General features: G+C 51.1%; 19 protein-coding genes and 1 riboswitch. Of the genes, 17 read left to right on the top strand and 2 right to left on the bottom strand.

What is annotated here, in order from left to right; translation table 11 throughout:
- The first annotated feature begins 13 nt into the window (after positions 1 to 13).
- The 6 genes from ACTRXF_RS10100 to ACTRXF_RS10075 all read left to right on the top strand — a co-directional run bounded on the left by ACTRXF_RS10100 (position 14) and on the right by ACTRXF_RS10075 (position 4,853).
- Positions 14 to 451 (top strand): peptidylprolyl isomerase, encoded by a 438-nt coding sequence (locus tag ACTRXF_RS10100; RefSeq protein ID WP_022792317.1) that lies wholly within the window; start codon positions 14 to 16, stop codon positions 449 to 451.
- A gap of 74 nt (positions 452 to 525) precedes the next feature.
- Positions 526 to 675, top strand: a riboswitch (FMN riboswitch).
- Positions 676 to 844: 169 nt separating this feature from the next.
- On the top strand, positions 845 to 1,927 hold the full coding sequence (gene ribD / locus ACTRXF_RS10095) for a bifunctional diaminohydroxyphosphoribosylaminopyrimidine deaminase/5-amino-6-(5-phosphoribosylamino)uracil reductase RibD (protein ID WP_474262180.1): 1,083 nt from the start codon (positions 845 to 847) through the stop codon (positions 1,925 to 1,927).
- A 4-nt stretch (positions 1,928 to 1,931) separates the two neighbouring features.
- Positions 1,932 to 2,531, top strand: coding sequence for a riboflavin synthase (locus ACTRXF_RS10090; protein ID WP_474262179.1), 600 nt, complete (start codon positions 1,932 to 1,934; stop codon positions 2,529 to 2,531).
- 30 nt (positions 2,532 to 2,561) lie between these two features.
- Entirely contained in the window at positions 2,562 to 3,770 is a 1,209-nt protein-coding gene (locus tag ACTRXF_RS10085; RefSeq protein ID WP_322525185.1) for a bifunctional 3,4-dihydroxy-2-butanone-4-phosphate synthase/GTP cyclohydrolase II, read from the top strand.
- Between the two features lie 12 nt (positions 3,771 to 3,782).
- On the top strand, positions 3,783 to 4,256 hold the full coding sequence (gene ribH / locus ACTRXF_RS10080; RefSeq protein ID WP_091611315.1) for a 6,7-dimethyl-8-ribityllumazine synthase: 474 nt from the start codon (positions 3,783 to 3,785) through the stop codon (positions 4,254 to 4,256).
- 219 nt (positions 4,257 to 4,475) lie between these two features.
- Positions 4,476 to 4,853: a GNAT family N-acetyltransferase gene (locus tag ACTRXF_RS10075; RefSeq protein WP_474262178.1), complete on the top strand. Its 378-nt coding sequence runs from the start codon at positions 4,476 to 4,478 to the stop codon at positions 4,851 to 4,853.
- A 55-nt stretch (positions 4,854 to 4,908) separates the two neighbouring features.
- On the opposite strand, the gene ACTRXF_RS10070 is transcribed toward ACTRXF_RS10075, so the two are convergent.
- Positions 4,909 to 5,439 carry a DUF309 domain-containing protein gene (locus ACTRXF_RS10070; RefSeq protein ID WP_474262177.1) on the bottom strand — a complete coding sequence of 177 codons (531 nt, stop codon included), beginning with the start codon at positions 5,437 to 5,439 and terminating at the stop codon, positions 4,909 to 4,911.
- 134 nt (positions 5,440 to 5,573) lie between these two features.
- Between ACTRXF_RS10070 and ACTRXF_RS10065 the strand changes: the two genes are divergently transcribed.
- Both ACTRXF_RS10065 and scpB read left to right on the top strand, forming a co-directional pair.
- Entirely contained in the window at positions 5,574 to 6,314 is a 741-nt protein-coding gene (locus ACTRXF_RS10065; protein ID WP_474279026.1) for a segregation/condensation protein A, read from the top strand.
- A complete protein-coding gene (gene scpB / locus ACTRXF_RS10060) occupies positions 6,311 to 6,883 on the top strand; it encodes an SMC-Scp complex subunit ScpB (protein WP_474279024.1) in 573 nt (190 codons plus the stop codon). The genes ACTRXF_RS10065 and scpB overlap by 4 nt, the downstream gene beginning before the upstream one ends.
- On the opposite strand, the gene ACTRXF_RS10055 is transcribed toward scpB, so the two are convergent.
- Positions 6,868 to 7,395 carry a hypothetical protein gene (locus tag ACTRXF_RS10055; RefSeq protein WP_474279022.1) on the bottom strand — a complete coding sequence of 176 codons (528 nt, stop codon included), beginning with the start codon at positions 7,393 to 7,395 and terminating at the stop codon, positions 6,868 to 6,870. The genes scpB and ACTRXF_RS10055 overlap by 16 nt on opposite strands.
- An 83-nt stretch (positions 7,396 to 7,478) precedes the next feature.
- On the opposite strand from ACTRXF_RS10055, the gene ACTRXF_RS10050 reads away from it, so the two are divergent.
- From ACTRXF_RS10050 to ACTRXF_RS10010, 9 genes are all read left to right on the top strand, one after another.
- Complete coding sequence (locus ACTRXF_RS10050; RefSeq protein ID WP_322525178.1) at positions 7,479 to 8,192, top strand: pseudouridine synthase; 714 nt, start codon at positions 7,479 to 7,481, stop codon at positions 8,190 to 8,192.
- 93 nt (positions 8,193 to 8,285) lie between these two features.
- Positions 8,286 to 9,005, top strand: coding sequence for a response regulator transcription factor (locus tag ACTRXF_RS10045; RefSeq protein WP_474279020.1), 720 nt, complete (start codon positions 8,286 to 8,288; stop codon positions 9,003 to 9,005).
- Positions 9,002 to 10,747 (top strand): ATP-binding protein, encoded by a 1,746-nt coding sequence (locus ACTRXF_RS10040; RefSeq protein ID WP_474279018.1) that lies wholly within the window; start codon positions 9,002 to 9,004, stop codon positions 10,745 to 10,747. Before ACTRXF_RS10045 ends, ACTRXF_RS10040 begins: the two co-directional genes overlap by 4 nt.
- Before the next feature lie 20 nt (positions 10,748 to 10,767).
- Positions 10,768 to 11,499, top strand: coding sequence for a class I SAM-dependent methyltransferase (locus ACTRXF_RS10035; protein ID WP_474279016.1), 732 nt, complete (start codon positions 10,768 to 10,770; stop codon positions 11,497 to 11,499).
- Between the two features lie 22 nt (positions 11,500 to 11,521).
- Positions 11,522 to 12,472 (top strand): ABC transporter substrate-binding protein, encoded by a 951-nt coding sequence (locus tag ACTRXF_RS10030; RefSeq protein WP_474279014.1) that lies wholly within the window; start codon positions 11,522 to 11,524, stop codon positions 12,470 to 12,472.
- A complete protein-coding gene (locus ACTRXF_RS10025; protein ID WP_474279012.1) occupies positions 12,453 to 13,499 on the top strand; it encodes a FecCD family ABC transporter permease in 1,047 nt (348 codons plus the stop codon). The genes ACTRXF_RS10030 and ACTRXF_RS10025 overlap by 20 nt, the downstream gene beginning before the upstream one ends.
- Entirely contained in the window at positions 13,499 to 14,830 is a 1,332-nt protein-coding gene (locus ACTRXF_RS10020) for an ABC transporter ATP-binding protein (protein ID WP_474279010.1), read from the top strand. Before ACTRXF_RS10025 ends, ACTRXF_RS10020 begins: the two co-directional genes overlap by 1 nt.
- A 14-nt stretch (positions 14,831 to 14,844) precedes the next feature.
- On the top strand, positions 14,845 to 15,432 hold the full coding sequence (locus tag ACTRXF_RS10015; protein WP_474279008.1) for a cob(I)yrinic acid a,c-diamide adenosyltransferase: 588 nt from the start codon (positions 14,845 to 14,847) through the stop codon (positions 15,430 to 15,432).
- Positions 15,429 to 15,863 carry a hypothetical protein gene (locus ACTRXF_RS10010; protein ID WP_474279006.1) on the top strand — a complete coding sequence of 145 codons (435 nt, stop codon included), beginning with the start codon at positions 15,429 to 15,431 and terminating at the stop codon, positions 15,861 to 15,863. Before ACTRXF_RS10015 ends, ACTRXF_RS10010 begins: the two co-directional genes overlap by 4 nt.
- Positions 15,864 to 15,892: the final 29 nt, after the last annotated feature.

Genomic DNA, 15,892 nt, shown 5'->3' with positions numbered 1-15,892 from the left:
GGGGTAGAGAGAGATGAAAAAAGGTAAAATCGCATTTGAAAATGGAGAAACAGTAACGTTGGAATTTTTCCCGGAGGACGCACCGGGCACAGTGAAAAACTTTGAAAGTCTGGCAAATGACGGCTTTTATGACGGCCTTACGTTCCACCGCGTCATCCCGGGCTTTGTCGCCCAGGGCGGGTGCCCGAACAACCGCGGAGACGGAGGCCCGGGGTACACGATCCCTTGTGAAACGGAAGGGAACCCGCGCACTCATGAAAGAGGCTATCTGTCGATGGCGCACGCCGGAAAAGACACCGGCGGAAGCCAGTTCTTTATTCTGTTTGACCAGCAGCCACACCTGAACGGCGTGCATACGGTATTCGGCCGTGTGACAGATAACATGGACCAGGTGGACCGCATTCAGGCGCAGGACGTTATGAAGGAAGTGCGGGTCTGGGACGAAGCGTAAGCTGAATCTTTTGACGGATATTTAAGAACGTAATAAAATGTATTTTAACTTCATACGGTACGTTGATTGCGATCAACATCCTTCGGGGTCGGGTGCAAGTCCCAACCGACGGTGATAAAGCGAATGCTTTTCAGTCCGTGACCCGGTAAGCGCTCCTGGCGTGGACGGTGGATTCAGTGCAACTCTGAAGCCGACAGTAATAGTCTGGATGGGAGAAGGAAAACCGTATTCGAAAAAATTCTGTTTTTCTGTCAGCAGGTGTAACGCTGCAGAATAGAACCGGAATATTATTTTGGATACGTATGTATAAAAGCCCCCGGATGTTTTCATTCGGGAGCTTTTTTTATTTCTGTAATCAATAGCAGCAAGCAAAAATAAAGGAGGTCCGGCCATATGGATCATACCTGGATGCACACAGCACTCGAACTGGCACGCTCGACGGAAGGGCAGACTTACCCGAATCCAATGGTCGGTGCCGTCGTCGTTAAAGATGGGAGAGTCGTAGGGATGGGAGCGCATCTTCGCTCCGGGGAAGCACATGCAGAAGTCCATGCGCTCGCGATGGCAGGAGACGAAGCTGAAGGAGCGTCGATTTACGTCACTCTTGAGCCCTGCAGCCATTACGGCCGTACTCCGCCGTGTGCCAAACAGATTATTGAAGCGGGCATCGAAAAAGTAGTGGTGGCAGCGTCAGACCCGAATCCGCTTGTAGCCGGAAAAGGCATACAGATGATGGAAGAAGCAGGCCTTGAAGTGGTGACCGGAGTCAGGCAGGAAGAAGCGGCTTACTTAAACCGGAAATTTTTTCATTTTATTAAGACCGGCCGACCTTACGTGACGGCTAAAACAGCTTCTTCTCTAGACGGAAAGACTGCTACGGCCACGGGCGAAAGCCAGTGGATTACCGGAAAAGAAGCCCGGGAGGATGTTCACCAGGAACGGCGCCGGTGTGACGGCATATTAGTCGGCATCGGAACGGTGCTGAGCGATGATCCCTCTCTTACGGCCCGGGTCCCGGAAACGGGAGTGACGCCGGCACGGGTCGTGCTGGACAGTGAACTCCGGATGCCGGAAAACAGCCGGATGCTAAAAGACGCCGCAGCTCCGGTCTACGTTTTGACGAACGATCCGGCTGATGCTGAGAGGCAGCGCCGCCTGGAAGAAGCAGGAGCTGAAGTGATTCCGGTCGCTTCCGGCGTGAAAAATATCTCCGCGGTGCTGGATGTGCTCGGGAAAAAGAAAATCGTTTCATTGTTTGTGGAAGGAGGGGCCGGCATTCTCGGCTCTTTCCTGGAAGCAGAAGTGATTCAGGAATATTTAATGTATGTAGCGCCGATTGTGATTGGCGGGGAAAATGCACCTGGAGTGTATCAGGGAAATGGTATTTCGACGCTTCAGGAAGCCCGGGCATTTTCATTGAAAAAAGAAGAGACATTCGGGCAGGACCGAAAATATACATTGCAGTCCGGGGAGTGAAAGCATGTTTACAGGAATTGTAGAAGCGACAGGAACAGTATCAAAAATGACGCATCAGGAAAATTTAATTCAGCTCGAGCTTGAGAGTAATCTGGATATGGACAGTATTCACATTGGCGACAGCATCGCGGTAAATGGCATCTGCCTGACAGCGACGGCTAAAAACGGGCGGTGCGTCTACGTAGACGTGATGGCTGAAACGCTCAAGCACACGAGTCTGAAATACATGGAAGAAGGCATACGCGTAAACCTGGAGCTTGCGATGCAGGCTGGAGGACGGTTTGGCGGACACTTTGTCCAGGGACATGTGGATGCCACTGGAACCATTGCTTCCATTGAAGAGGAAGAAAACATGATTTACGTGCACGTAAAGACACCGAAGGAGCAGCTCCGCTACATGACTAATAAAGGCTCCGTCACGGTCGATGGCATCAGCCTGACAATTTTCGGAGTGGACGACGAAAAAGAAACCTTTACTCTGTCGATTATTCCGCATACGTGGGAGGTAACCAACCTGGCAGATAAACAGGCTGGTGATCTGGTCAATATTGAATGTGACATGCTTGCCAAATATACAGAACGTCTGTTAACTGTAGATAAATAAAACCTTTGCAAAGAAAGTAGGAACGATACCATGGAGGAACGACGCTGGTTTGACCCCATTGAAGAAGCGTTAGATGAACTGAGAAACGGGCAGGTTGTGATCGTCTGTGATGACGAAGACCGGGAAAACGAAGGAGATTTTGTCGCCCTGTCGGAAAACATTGATGCCCAGACAATTAACTTTATGATTACGTATGGCCGCGGTCTCGTCTGCACTCCGATTACTGAAGAGCAGGCCGGGCGTCTGCAGCTTCAGCCGATGGCTGATCAAAACACTGATCCGCACGGTACTGCTTTTACGGTGAGCGTCGACCATGTGTCGTCCAAAACCGGTATCAGTGCCTCCGAGCGGGCGCTGACGATCCAGCATCTTGCCAACCAGACCGCAGAACCGGGGGACTTTCAGCGTCCGGGCCATGTGTTTCCACTTATTGCAAAAGAAGGCGGGGTCCTGCAGCGGGCCGGTCATACGGAGGCTGCGATTGACCTTGCGCGCCTGTCTGGAAAAACGGCCTCAGGGACGATTTGTGAAATTACACGGGAAGACGGGGAAATGGCCCGGGTGCCGGAGCTCCGCGAAATTGCTGACCGGTTCGGGTTAAAAATGGTAACGATCAAAGACTTAATCAGCTACCGCCGTCACCGCGAAAAACTGGTGAAGCGGGAGGCGGATACGAGCCTTCCGACCGAATTTGGTGATTTCCGGGCGCTTGGTTTTACTTCCTCCATTGATGGGAAAGAAATGATGGCGCTTGTAAAAGGGGAGATCGATCCGGAGGAAGAAACACTGGTCCGGGTTCATTCGGAATGTCTGACTGGGGACGTCTTCGGCTCCAAGCGTTGTGACTGCGGACCACAGCTGCAGGCAGCGCTGATGCAGATCGAAAAAGAAGGCAAAGGGGTACTGCTTTATATGCGCCAGGAAGGACGCGGCATCGGCCTGATCAATAAATTAAAAGCCTATGAGCTGCAGGAGGCGGGCTATGATACGGTGGAAGCAAACAAAAAGCTTGGTTTCCCGGATGATCTGCGTGAATACGGGATCGGTGCCCAGGTGCTCCGCGACATTGGCGTAGGGAAAATGAAGCTGCTCACTAACAATCCGAGGAAAATAACGGGGATCTCCGGCTACGGCCTTGAAGTGACACAGCGGATTGCGATACAGCTGCCGCTGCAGGAGGAAAATGAGAAATATATGCGTACGAAGTTTCAAAAATTGGGACACATGCTTCATTTTTAGGAGGAAAATAGAATGACAACTACTATTGAAGGCAACGTAAACGGCAGTGGACAAAAAATTGCGATCGTCGTAGCACGTTTTAATGAATTTATTAACAAACAGCTGCTCGAAGGAGCGGAAAGCACACTAATCCGCAGCGGGGTGAAGGAAGAGGATATAGATGTTATCTGGGTGCCCGGGGCGTTTGAAATTCCTTTTGCCGCCCAGCAGGCAGCCAAAACGAAAAAATACGATGCGATTGTGGCCATTGGTACTGTCATCCGCGGCGCAACTCCACATTTTGACTATGTATGCAGCGAATCCGCCAAAGGAGTCGCAAATGTCTCCCTGCAGGAAGAGCTTCCGGTTATTAACGGCATCATCACGGTGGAATCCATTGAACAGGCGATTGAACGTGCCGGCACAAAAGCTGGGAATAAAGGTTCCGAGGCAGCTATGGGAGCCGTGGAAATGGCCAGTCTTGCAAAAAAAATCCGCATGGAGTAAAATAAATCACACGGTTTAAAGCCGTGTGATTTTGGTTTGAGTGATTACACGTGCATGAGCGGTGATAAGCGGCTTTCAGTTATAATTACCTATATTCCTCTTGCATTTCTGTCCAAAAGCGTGTATGGTCAATGGTGAATTTGGATACTGGTTTGCGTAAATTATGGAAATGAAGACAAATTTGTCTGAAATTCTGATCACAATGAGGGATAATTGGTTATGTTGATTAAGTATAAACAATCCTATAAAAAAATAGCGATGGGGCTTCTTTCGTACATGCCGGAAGAAAAGGATGTAAAAAAGCTCCAGGAAACGGTCCAGCAGTATGAAGAAACAGATGACTGGCAGCTGTTTATGTGGAAGGAAGACGATGATATTGTCGGAGTCGTCGGTCTGCGATACACCGAAAACGGAGAAGCAGAGCTTCGCCATGTATGCGTGAATCCATCCTACCGGGATGAAGGGATCGGCAAAAAAATGGTGCAGGCGGTCAGAGGGCGTCTCGACCAGGACCTGGTTGCGAGCAAGGAAACGGTCCAGTTCCTGCAGGTGTGCGATGAACACCAAAAGGATATTCTGGAAAATGAAGTGAACTAATACCCACCCGCCGGTACACGGCGGGTTTTTTAATGGAAATACGCAGAAGATGTGATTACAGACCGCCGCTCCGGCGCTGCTTATCCCGGATGCGGAGCTGCTTATCGCGTTCATGAACGATATCGGTGCGGTCACGGAGCACGTGCTTGTGGACGAGATCCGTATCTTCAAGCGGAGAGGCCTGCAGCCAGGGAATGTTTTTTTGTTCACACATACGGATGCACTCGGCTTCGAGTTCGGAATCCCTCATCGGCAGGTTCATGTCCCGGAACGGCTCTCCGAGATGTTCGAGCTGCTCCTCGATAGCCTGCAGAAGCCTCTCGGCGTCGAGCCCGAGTGCCTGCAGACGGTGCGCAAGCGGCCCGAGAATCACGCCGGCGTTTTTCAGGCACTTGGAAGCACCGGTAAGATTTCCCCTCCGCTCGTGGTACAGACCAACAGCGATCTGAATCAGTCCGGGCCATACAGGGTCACGCTCTCCGGAAGGGGCTTCTTTCCAGTGGTCCTCAAGTATTTCGTGGCATTCAAAGTAATCGCGGGTGCTGTGAAATTCGACAAGAAACAGAATGTAGGCGTCTGGATACATACGGCGGTTTCTCCTTTCAAAAATCATTGATAGAACTGATTGTATCAAAAACGTACGGGGAAAACGCATGCCCTGCTTACAGCGGATATGATATACTTGCAACAGCACTCAACAAGTGATGAAGGATGGGAACTATGTCCGAGCAGTATAAAGTGAAAATTGATCAATTTGAAGGGCCGCTTGATGTGCTGCTTCATTTTGTCCAGCAGGCGGAGATGGATATTCAGGATATTCCGCTCGCTGCAATCACGGATCAGTATTTGCAATATGTCCGGACCATGCAGGAGCTTGAGCTCGATGTGGCGGGGGAGTACCTCGTGATGGCCGCTACGCTTTTGCAGATCAAAAGCCAGACCCTGCTGCCTGTGACGGCTGATGAGGAGGCCTGGATTGAGGAAGAAGACCCGAAGGAACAGCTGATTGAGCAGCTTGAAGAATACAGGCGCTATAAAGAAGCAGCCGGGAAGCTTCAGCAAAAAGAACAGCAGCAGCAACAGGTGTACAAAAAACCGCTTAGCGAATGGAGTACCGGTGAAGAAAAGGAAGAAAGTCTTCCGGAGGGGCTGACGGTGTATGATATGGTGGCAGCTTTTCAGAAGATGAAGGAACGGGCGAAAAACGCCCATCCTCCGCAGGCCACTGTCCGGGCGGATGAATATTCGGTGGAAGACCGTATGACAGAGGTAATGGGAGAAGTCGAACGACTCGATGCCTGTTCGTTTTACCAGCTGTTTGAAGAAACAAGAACCAAGCCGCAGATGGTGGTAACATTTCTTGCTCTGCTCGAGCTAATGAAACAAAAGCAAATTCGCTGCGAGCAGGCGCACAATTTTGATGATATAACGATTCAACTGGCAGAAAAGGTGAAGGTATGAAAAAGGAAAAAACGATTGAGGGGAAGCTGGAATCGCTGCTGTATATTAGCGGGGATGAAGGCCTGGAGGCAGAACAGGCCGCCCAAGCCCTCGGTTTAGAAAACGAGACTGCCCGCGAACACTTAATCTCCTTAAAGAATGCCTGGGCGGAGCGGGAAGGCGGGCTGCAGATTACCCAGGCGGAAAATACATTTTTCTTCGCCACGGTGCCCGGGGCGGCGGAAGCGATTGAGCAGTTCAGTGAGCAGCAGAACCGGCAGACGCTCAGCCAGGCAGCCCTGGAGACACTTGCTATTATTGCGTACAATCAGCCGGTACTGCGGGCAGACATTGACCAGGTGCGCGGAGTAAAATCGGACCGGGCGCTGCAGACCCTGCTCACCAAAGGACTCGTCAAAGAATTTGAGCGTACCCAGAAGCCGGGGAGACCGATGTCCTTTGTAACGTCCACCCGCTTTTTAGAGTATTTTGGACTTGAAACCCTGGAAGAACTGCCGCCGCTCGAGGATGAAGAACAGCCGGAACAGGCGGATCTGTTTTTCCGGGAACTGTATCAAGATGAAGAATAAGTGAAAAGCGCTGATAAGCGCTCTGCTTCCTGGTACAGTGACTTAGTGGCGGCGTGGACAGTTTCCCAACTGTCAGCGCCGTTTTGTGCGTTTGACACAAATACCGTTTTCCAGCTGCTCGTACCGGTTTTCCAGTACGAATCAAGGTATGTACGGTAGCGCTGGAAAAATTGCCGCAATTCCTCTGCTTCGCGGGACGAAAAGGCAGTGTGAAGCTGTTTTTCCGAAAAATGCAGAGCGTGCTCGGACTCCCGGACAGCCCGTGGGTGCGGTGCATTGAACTGCCGGAACAGAGCATCTTTCACCGTTATGAACCGTATGTAGATGTCCTGCTCGACGGAGGCCGTATAGGCCTGGGTCCGGGTGATTTCTGCTGCGGTCTCGAGCCGGTTTATACGCAGGTCCACTTCCCGCAGCTGTCTGTATGTACGGTAGGTGCGGACAGCGGACCAGGCGGTTATACCGGTAAGAAGCAGCAGAGCGGCATAAAGAATCAGAAAATGAAATGTCATGTGGAACGCTCCTTTCTCCGTATTGTAGCGGAAGCAGGACGAAAATAAAATAAGCAGAAAAAACTGTATGAGGAGGCCTATTTATGGAAAGATTACAAAAAGTGATTGCCCAGGCCGGCATCACTTCAAGAAGAAAAGCAGAAGACTATATTACGGACGGCCGGGTAAAGGTGAACGGCAAAACTGTCAAAGAGCTTGGCAGTAAAGTCGGTATCAATGACCAGGTGGAAGTGGACGGCATTCCGCTCACGAAGGAAGAACCGGTCTATTATTTACTATACAAGCCGAAGCAGGTTATTTCCGCGGTAGCGGATGATAAAAACCGCAAAGTGGTCACCGATTTCTTTCCCGAAGTAAAGGCGCGTATTTTCCCCGTCGGCCGGCTGGATTATGACACTTCCGGGCTGCTGCTTTTAACTAATGACGGCGAATTCGCCAATAAAATGATGCACCCAAAAAGCAATGTAAAAAAGACGTACATCGCAAAGGTGACGGGCAAACCGTCCGCAGAAAAGCTGCAGCTTCTCCGCCACGGCATCGAGCTTGACGGGGTAAAAACGGCCCCTGCAAAAGTGAACGTTAAATCCGCCAACAAAAAAGGCAACAGCTCGATTATTGAAATTGTGATCCATGAAGGAAGAAATCATCAGATCCGCCGCATGTTCGAAAAGATCGGACACCCGGTGGAAAAGCTGAAGCGCGAGCAGTACGCCATGCTCGATCTGCTCGGAATGAATCCAGGGGAAACCCGTCCGCTGAAGCCAAAAGAAGTTAAGCAGCTCAAGGATCTGGCCTAAAAGTTCATCAATGTTTCAGACCTGCCGCTTGGAATCTCAGTCTGGCGGCGGGTAAAATGAATGCATAAGCTTTTTAAACAGGGAGAGGATTTCATGGACCAGCAGACAACAATATTAGTCGTAGACGATGAAGCCCGGATCCGCCGGCTTATCCGGATGTATTTGGAGCGCGAAGATTTTTTAATTGAAGAGGCGGAAAACGGGGAGGACGCTCTTGCGATGGCCCTGGAAAAGGATTACGACGTTATCCTGCTTGATTTAATGCTTCCCGGCATGGACGGCGAAGAAGTATGTGAACAGCTGCGTGAAACAAAAGCGACGCCGGTTATTATGCTGACAGCTAAAGGGGAGGAATCCAACAGAGTACAGGGATTTGAAGTAGGGGCTGATGACTACATCGTCAAGCCGTTCAGTCCACGCGAGGTAACGCTGCGCGTAAAAGCGCTGCTCCGGCGTTCATCGTCCACTAAATACATGAAGCCGGAAACATCTGCCAATGAAGTGCTCGTTTTCCCGCATTTAACGATTGATAACGATGCCCACCGGGTAACGGTGGACAATAAAATCATCGGGCTGACGCCGAAGGAGTACGAGCTGCTGCTGTATCTGGCCCAGTCGCCGGACAAGGTATTCTCCCGGGAGCAGCTGTTGAAAGACGTATGGAAATATGATTTCTTTGGGGACCTCCGGACAGTGGATACGCACGTAAAGCGACTGCGTGAAAAGCTTAATAAGGTTTCTGAAGACGCTGCAGACATGATATCAACAGTTTGGGGCGTTGGTTATAAATTCGAGGTGGAGCAAAAGCAATGATCTGGCGCAGCGTCGTCGGAAAGCTCTGGCTGACTATACTGGGACTGTTAACGGTAGTCCTGTTAATTCTTACCATCCTGCTGCTCCAGTTTTTCGAACAGTTTAATATTTCGGAAGCAGAAAACCAGTTAACGAACAATGCTGAGATCATTGCTACATCGCTGCAGGAAGAAAATACCCTGGAGAGCTCGCAGCCGGTCATTGATCAAATTGCCGGCACGTACAATTCGGAAGTGATGGTGTTTATCGATGGAGACCTCTGGTACGGCTCTGGGGGCGGGGACGGTCTGGCAGCCGCTGATATTCAGAACAGCAATGAACTCGGCCGGGTGGCCGGAGAACGCGAGCAGGTTACGGTTCACGACACCTTTTCCATGGATGGCGGCGAAGATGAGATTTTTGCTGTTGGTGAGCCATTTACCACAAATGACGGCCGTGAAGGGGAAGTGTATGTGTATCAGTCGCTCTCGGTCATTGAAGAGACCACCGGGGAAACAAAGCAGATAATTCTGCTTTCAGCCGGTATTGCGATTATTTTAACTACCGTTTTTGCTTTTTTTCTGAGTACCCGTATTACAGCACCGCTCCGGAAAATGCGTGAGCTTGCCCTCAATGTGCTGAAGGGGGATTTCGACTCCAAGGTGCCTGTAGTCAGCAACGATGAGATCGGGCAGCTTGGCAACGCATTTAACCGGATGCGCCGGGAATTGTCGCATAACCTCACAGCGTTAAATCAGGAAAAAGAACAGCTGAGCCGCATTCTCCACAGCATGGCTGATGGGGTGATCACCTTTGACCGGGGAGGGACGATGGTGCTGACTAACCCCCCGGCGGAATACTTCATCCGCTTGAACCAGCTCGAGGATAAAAAGGAAGCGAGTTCACTTCCGGCGGAAGTTACCAGCCTGTTTGAAAAAGCAGTGGAAACAGAAATGGAACAGCTTGATGAGTTTGAGGTACAGGGGCGCAGCTTTGCGGTGCTGGTCACCCCGCTTTATGGCAACGAAGACGTACGCGGGGCGGTAGCAGTAGTCAGGGATATGACAGAAGAACGTCGGCACGATAAGCTGCGTAAGGACTTTATCGCCAACGTATCCCACGAGCTGCGGACACCGATCAGCATGCTCCAGGGGTACAGTGAGGCCATCGTGGATGATATTGCAGCGACAGAGGAAGAAAAGAAAGAAATCGGACGCATCATTTACGATGAATCGCTGCGCATGGGGCGTCTGGTGAATGAACTGCTTGATCTTGCCCGGATGGAAGCCGGCTACCTGAAGCTCGAAAAAGAGGAGGAGGAAGTGACATCCTTCTTTCAGCGGGTGGAACGGAAATTCCAGGGACTTGCTGATGAGTCTGAGGTGCAGCTTGATCTGGATCTGCATGCCCCGGAACCATACGCCTATATTGATGTTGACCGGGTAGAGCAGATTCTGACAAACCTGGTTCATAATGCGATTCGTCACACCGAAGCAGGGGGAGCTATCACTATCAGGGCTGTGAACGGGGAATCGCTGCATATGGAAGTCAGCGACACAGGCAGCGGAATCTCAAAAGAGGACCTCCCATATGTATTTGAACGTTTTTATAAAGCAGACAAAGCAAGGACGCGGGGCAAGGGAGGCACCGGGCTCGGACTTGCCATAGTTAAAAATATTGTCGACGCCCATCACGGGGCTATTGCAGCAGAAAGTGAGCCGGGGGAAGGGACGACGTTTTATATTGATCTGCCGAATAAGTAAAGCCAGAGGAGCGGTTCAGCATGAAAGCTTGGTACGAAGAGCACTTTCAGGAAGACTATTTGCGGGTGTACGACCACCGCGATGAAACAAAGGCGGCCAGTGAATTAAACACGATCATGGAAAAAGTCCCATTGACGCCGGGCGCCAAGGCTATTGATCTTTGCTGTGGAAACGGGCGTCATGCCCGCTGGCTCGCGAGAAAAGGTGTGGATGTTACCGGCATCGATCTCTCGCCGGCACTCCTGAAAAAAGCAATTGAATTGACGAACGGACTGGCGGTGCAATACCAACGGGGTGATATTCGCAACGTGCATATCCGGAAAGAATACGACTTGGCTTTTAATTTGTTTACAAGCTTCGGCTACTTTCCGGACGATGAGGAAAATGAGTTAATATTCCAGCAGGCGGCCTCTGCGTTAAAGCCGGGTGGATGGTTTGTTTTTGATTATTTGAACCCCGAGTATATTAAACAGCATATTGTTCCCCGGGATGAGACGGTGAAGGATGGACTGAAAATTTATCAGGAGCGGAGCATTCAGGATGAATTTGTTGTAAAGCGCATCAGTATCGTAGAAGGAGATTCCACCAGAAGATACATGGAAAAAGTGAAAATGTATCAGGAAAGCCAGCTTCGCAGCATGATGGAAGCGCACGGACTGAAGATCCATGCTTTTTACGGTGATTACGATGCTTCTCCTTTTCAATTCGAAACTTCCCCAAGGCAGATATTTATCGCCCAGCTTGCAGAATAATAAGCAGGAAGGAAGAACATGGATGAAATTCAAAGCACTGATGATGATAATCCCGGCAGCAGGGGCGCTTGCTGCCTGCAGCACTGATGAAGAAAGCGGCAGTCAGGGCGGGGACGGGGACAGCAGTAATGAAAATACGGAAGCGATTGAAGTTACGGACGCTTCCGGAGAAACAGTGACGCTCGACGGGGCGCCTGAAGAAATTGTCAGTCTGATACCGAGCAACACAGAAATAGTTTATGAGCTGGGAGCGCTCGACCGGGTCGAAGCAAGAACCGATGCGGATACATATCCGGAGAAAGTTACAGACATCGAAAGCGTTGGTTCAGGCCTTGAACCAAATATTGAAGAGATTATTTCCATGGAGCCGGACGTGGTGCTTGCCCACGCGTCCTCCGGCATTGAAGACTCTCTTTCCCAGGTGGAGGAAGCGGGCATTCCGGTAGTTACCGTCCCGGACGCGCAGTCGTTTGAAGCTGTATATGAGAGCATCGAATTGATTGGGAGCACCATCGGAGAAGAAGAGGAAGCCGCTGAAGTTATCGATGGAATGAAAGAAGACGTCTCAGAAGTAAAGAAAGCGACCGAAGAAGCAGATACTGACCGGCAGGTGTATGTGGAAGTAGGGGCCTCCCCTGATCTGTATACCGCAGGAAGCGGCACGTTTATTGATGAAATGCTTGCTGCTGTCCATGCTGGGAACGCTGCCGGCGAATTGGAAGGGTGGTCGATGGTGAGTGAGGAAGAAATCATTGACGCTTCCCCGGATATCATTTTAACGACGTACCCGACCGAAGAGGAGCCGCTTGAAACGATTGCTTCAAGAGAAGGCTGGGAGACTCTGCCTGCAGTGGAAAATGAAGAAGTGTACGCATTGAGCAGCGATAAAGTGAGCCGTCCGGGTCCACGTCTTACTGAAGGGCTTAAAGAAATGGCAGAAAGAATTCATCCGGATGCGATGGCTGAGAACTAATTACGCCAGCGCGTATCTTCTGATGCTCGCAGCGTTTGCCGGGGCGCTGGTGCTCGCTGTTTCCATGGGGAGCGTAGCGGTACCTTTGTCTGTAAGCATCAAAGCGGTAGTGAGCCAGTTTTTTCCATTTCTTCCTATCTCACTTGAAACAGAAACCGGTGCTGCAGCGATTATTCAGGAGGTGCGGCTGCCGCGCGTACTCCTGGCGTCCGCAGTAGGAGGGGCTCTGGGGCTCGCCGGGGCTGTTTTTCAGGGACTGCTGCGGAACCCGCTTGCCGATCCTTATACGCTCGGCGTTTCCTCGGGATCTTCGCTCGGGGCGGTGGCCGTATTGTATTTCGGATGGCAGATACCCCTGCTTGGCGGATTTACCCTGCCGGTAGTCAGCATCGTCTGCGGTTTTTTAACGCTTGTTGTCCTGCTTCTTTTTGTTTATTCCGTGGAACGGGCCGTGCGCACTGAAACGATGATTCTTGCGGGCATTATCATCACCGCATTTCTCAGCGCGTTTATGTCGCTTTTGATTGCGTTCAGCGGAGAAGAACTCCGGCAGATTATTCAGTGGCTGCTTGGCAGCGTGAGCCGCAGAGGATGGGATTATTTTCAGCTGATTATTCCGTTTCTGCTGGCAGGAGTGCTGCTTCTGCTTCCGCATGCCCGCGCCCTCAACGCGTTTGCGTTTGGGGAGGACAGTGCTTCCTCGGTAGGGGTGAACGTACCGAGGATAAGGCTGCTGGTTTTAATCGGCGCATCCGTACTAACAGGAGGAGCGGTCGCTGTTTCAGGCACTATTGGGTTTGTAGGGCTCGTGATTCCGCATATGATCCGGCTCCTGTGGGGCCCGGATCATAAACATCTGCTGCCGCTGTCTTTTGGCGGCGGAGCAGTGTTTTTAATGCTGGCGGATTTGATTGCACGCACGGCGGCTGCTCCGGCAGAGGTGCCGGTCGGGGTGATTACGGCACTGGCTGGAGCTCCTGTATTTGCTCTGCTTTTATTTTATCAGCGAAGAAGGCGGTGGCAGTAATGGCAGAAGTCCAGGTTGAAAGCGTAACTGCCGGTTACGGGAAAAGCAGTACGGTCGTTGAGCGTATCTCCTTTAACGTTGAGGCTGGGGAGATGATCGGCATCGTTGGCCCGAACGGCAGCGGAAAGTCTACACTGCTCCGCGTGATGGCCGGTCTGCATGAGGTGTCGTCCGGAAGCATCCGGTATAAAAACAAACCTCTGAGCTCGTTCACTTCTTCGGAACGGGCTAAGACTGTCGGCTACCTGCCGCAGTTTGACGAACTGACAGCAGCCTATTCGGCGCGCCAGGTCGTAGAAATGGGAAGGTATGCGTATCAAAAAGGCCTGTGGCCGGCAGCAAGCAATAAAGAGGATGAACGAGTCATTCAAAACGCGATGCAGCAGATGCACGTATGGTCCAAAAGATTTCATTCGTTTCACGCTTTAAGCGGTGGTGAAAAACAGCGGGTGCTGCTTGCAAGACTGCTTGCGCAGGAACCGGAATGTCTGCTGCTTGATGAGCCGACTAACCACCTGGATATACACTATCGCATTGAATTGTTAAACTACATTCGCAGCTGGGCTTCGGAACAAAACCGGACTGTGGTAGTCGTAATGCACGATATTCAGGCGGCTGCTCTATACTGCGACCGGGTGCTGATGCTCTCAGAGGGCCAAACGGAAGCGTTTGATGAACCGGCGGCTGTTTTTACCGAAAAACGGCTGTCGGAAGTGTACCAGGCTGATATTCATGTCAGCCTGCAGCATGAAATAAAAGCACCAGCCGTGCACTGGCGACCGCCACAGCCGGAAGGTAATGACCCGGACGCACCGCTTTCATGGTCGGAAACAGCGTATCAAGCCGAAGCAGTTTCACGTTCAGCTTTAAACGTGTACGCTCCTTCGTTAAAAAAGCTGGTTTATGGAGCGGTGCTTTCAGTGGACAAAATAAAAGGTGCTGTGCATATTTTCACTGACGAAAGCCGCAACAAGCGGCCGGCCCATACCATCCAATGCTCCCCAGGGATGCAGGTATGGAGAAAAAGCGCAGGCAGCCGGGAGGCTGTTTTTGGCTCCGGACAGTCATGCTTTTTGTGGATCCACATGGCCGAAGGCTGGCCAGCCGAGGAGGTTTCATCTTTACAGCTTTACATACAAAGAAAGGCCTTTGAATGGATGTATGACCGCGGGTGTACCGGGCTTTCCCACGGGAAGCTCAAAGAGATTATGGTGACAGCACCGATAAAGAAGAATGAAGCATTCCCGGAAGAACAGTTACATTGGCACTACCTTCACACCGGAAAATTGATAGAATCATTGTTAGATGAATATAATTCGGCTTCCGGATAGAAAGGGTGAAAAACATGAAGCTGTATACCAAGCAGGGAGACCGCGGAGACACCTCCGTGGTAGGCGGAAAAAGAAACAAAGGCGATGCGAGAATTGAAGCGTTTGGAAGCTTTGAAGAAGTAAACGCATTGATTGGCAAGGCACGGCTGATGGCGGCGGAGGAAAAAAGCGGATCAGATCTGCAGAAGGATCTTGAGCGTATTCAGCATGAATTATTTGACTGTGGCAGTGATACAGCTGACATTCGCCCGGAAGCTATAAAGAAGGTCACAGCTTCAACGGTGGAATGGCTCGAGCACCGGATTGACCAATATACGGAGGAGGCCCCGGCGCTGAAAAAATTTATTCTTCCCGGAGGCACGCCGTTATCGGCAGAGCTTCATCTTGCCCGTACCGTCTGCCGGCGGGCGGAACGGGAGCTTGTTCGCGCAGGCGAAGCTGAAGACGTGCCCGCCCCGGTGCTTATGTATATGAACCGTCTGTCGGATTATCTGTTCAGCGCCGCGAGAATTGCGAACAGCCGGACGGGGGCAGTGGACGTTGAATACGAACGAAGCGCAGAAGTATTTACGACTGAGCAGGATAGGGAAAATAAGAAATGAAGCAGCTTCCGGCACAGACTATTCAAACACAGCTCAGTGGTGAAGATATTTTCATTGACGTCGGGCTGCTCCGCTGGCTGAATGAGCAGAGCGGGCCAGTAGAACGGGACAGCTGGCTGCTCTCTGCATGTTTGTTTTTTCTGACCCGTCTGAGGGTGCATGGACGTATCCGGCTTGATGAGGAAGGGCATATTCACCGGCGTTTCTGGAAGGTTATGGAGAAATCGCTGAAATTGGAGAAGCACGGTAAGCATATCAAAACGAAACATATTTTTATCTACTGCTTTTTGGAGCAGATGGCTATGCAGAAGCAGTGGATTCAAAAAGACGGGAATTATGCATTTATTACCCGGAGCGGCGATATTTTTTTGAACGAAAACCGGGAAAAGCAGCTTAACGAGCTGCTTGGCTATTTGTGGCCGAAAGCATAAAAAAGTGACAGCGGCGGGCCCGGAGCTCG

It is taken from the genome of Marinococcus sp. LNHM3E3-2.2 (genome assembly GCF_056034385.1).
The sequence above is the reverse complement of the archived record's forward strand: the minus strand, read 5'-3'. Positions and strand labels throughout refer to the sequence as shown.

Bases quoted from the DNA above. Each gene is read 5' to 3' on its own strand.
- ACTRXF_RS10045 (WP_474279020.1), top strand. From the start codon at position 8,286: ATGGACCAGCAGACAACAATATTAGTCGTAGACGATGAAGCCCGGATC.
- ribD (WP_474262180.1), top strand. From the start codon at position 845: ATGGATCATACCTGGATGCACACAGCACTCGAACTGGCACGCTCGACG.
- ACTRXF_RS10040 (WP_474279018.1), top strand. From the start codon at position 9,002: ATGATCTGGCGCAGCGTCGTCGGAAAGCTCTGGCTGACTATACTGGGA.
- ACTRXF_RS10085 (WP_322525185.1), top strand. From the start codon at position 2,562: ATGGAGGAACGACGCTGGTTTGACCCCATTGAAGAAGCGTTAGATGAA.
- ACTRXF_RS10090 (WP_474262179.1), top strand. From the start codon at position 1,932: ATGTTTACAGGAATTGTAGAAGCGACAGGAACAGTATCAAAAATGACG.
- ACTRXF_RS10020 (WP_474279010.1), top strand. From the start codon at position 13,499: ATGGCAGAAGTCCAGGTTGAAAGCGTAACTGCCGGTTACGGGAAAAGC.
- ACTRXF_RS10035 (WP_474279016.1), top strand. From the start codon at position 10,768: ATGAAAGCTTGGTACGAAGAGCACTTTCAGGAAGACTATTTGCGGGTG.
- ACTRXF_RS10050 (WP_322525178.1), top strand. From the start codon at position 7,479: ATGGAAAGATTACAAAAAGTGATTGCCCAGGCCGGCATCACTTCAAGA.
- scpB (WP_474279024.1), top strand. From the start codon at position 6,311: ATGAAAAAGGAAAAAACGATTGAGGGGAAGCTGGAATCGCTGCTGTAT.
- ACTRXF_RS10025 (WP_474279012.1), top strand. From the start codon at position 12,453: ATGCGATGGCTGAGAACTAATTACGCCAGCGCGTATCTTCTGATGCTC.
- ACTRXF_RS10070 (WP_474262177.1), bottom strand. From the start codon at position 5,439: ATGTATCCAGACGCCTACATTCTGTTTCTTGTCGAATTTCACAGCACC.
- ACTRXF_RS10100 (WP_022792317.1), top strand. From the start codon at position 14: ATGAAAAAAGGTAAAATCGCATTTGAAAATGGAGAAACAGTAACGTTG.
- ACTRXF_RS10065 (WP_474279026.1), top strand. From the start codon at position 5,574: ATGTCCGAGCAGTATAAAGTGAAAATTGATCAATTTGAAGGGCCGCTT.
- ACTRXF_RS10055 (WP_474279022.1), bottom strand. From the start codon at position 7,395: ATGACATTTCATTTTCTGATTCTTTATGCCGCTCTGCTGCTTCTTACC.
- ACTRXF_RS10075 (WP_474262178.1), top strand. From the start codon at position 4,476: ATGTTGATTAAGTATAAACAATCCTATAAAAAAATAGCGATGGGGCTT.
- ribH (WP_091611315.1), top strand. From the start codon at position 3,783: ATGACAACTACTATTGAAGGCAACGTAAACGGCAGTGGACAAAAAATT.
- ACTRXF_RS10010 (WP_474279006.1), top strand. From the start codon at position 15,429: ATGAAGCAGCTTCCGGCACAGACTATTCAAACACAGCTCAGTGGTGAA.
- ACTRXF_RS10015 (WP_474279008.1), top strand. From the start codon at position 14,845: ATGAAGCTGTATACCAAGCAGGGAGACCGCGGAGACACCTCCGTGGTA.
- ACTRXF_RS10030 (WP_474279014.1), top strand. From the start codon at position 11,522: ATGAAATTCAAAGCACTGATGATGATAATCCCGGCAGCAGGGGCGCTT.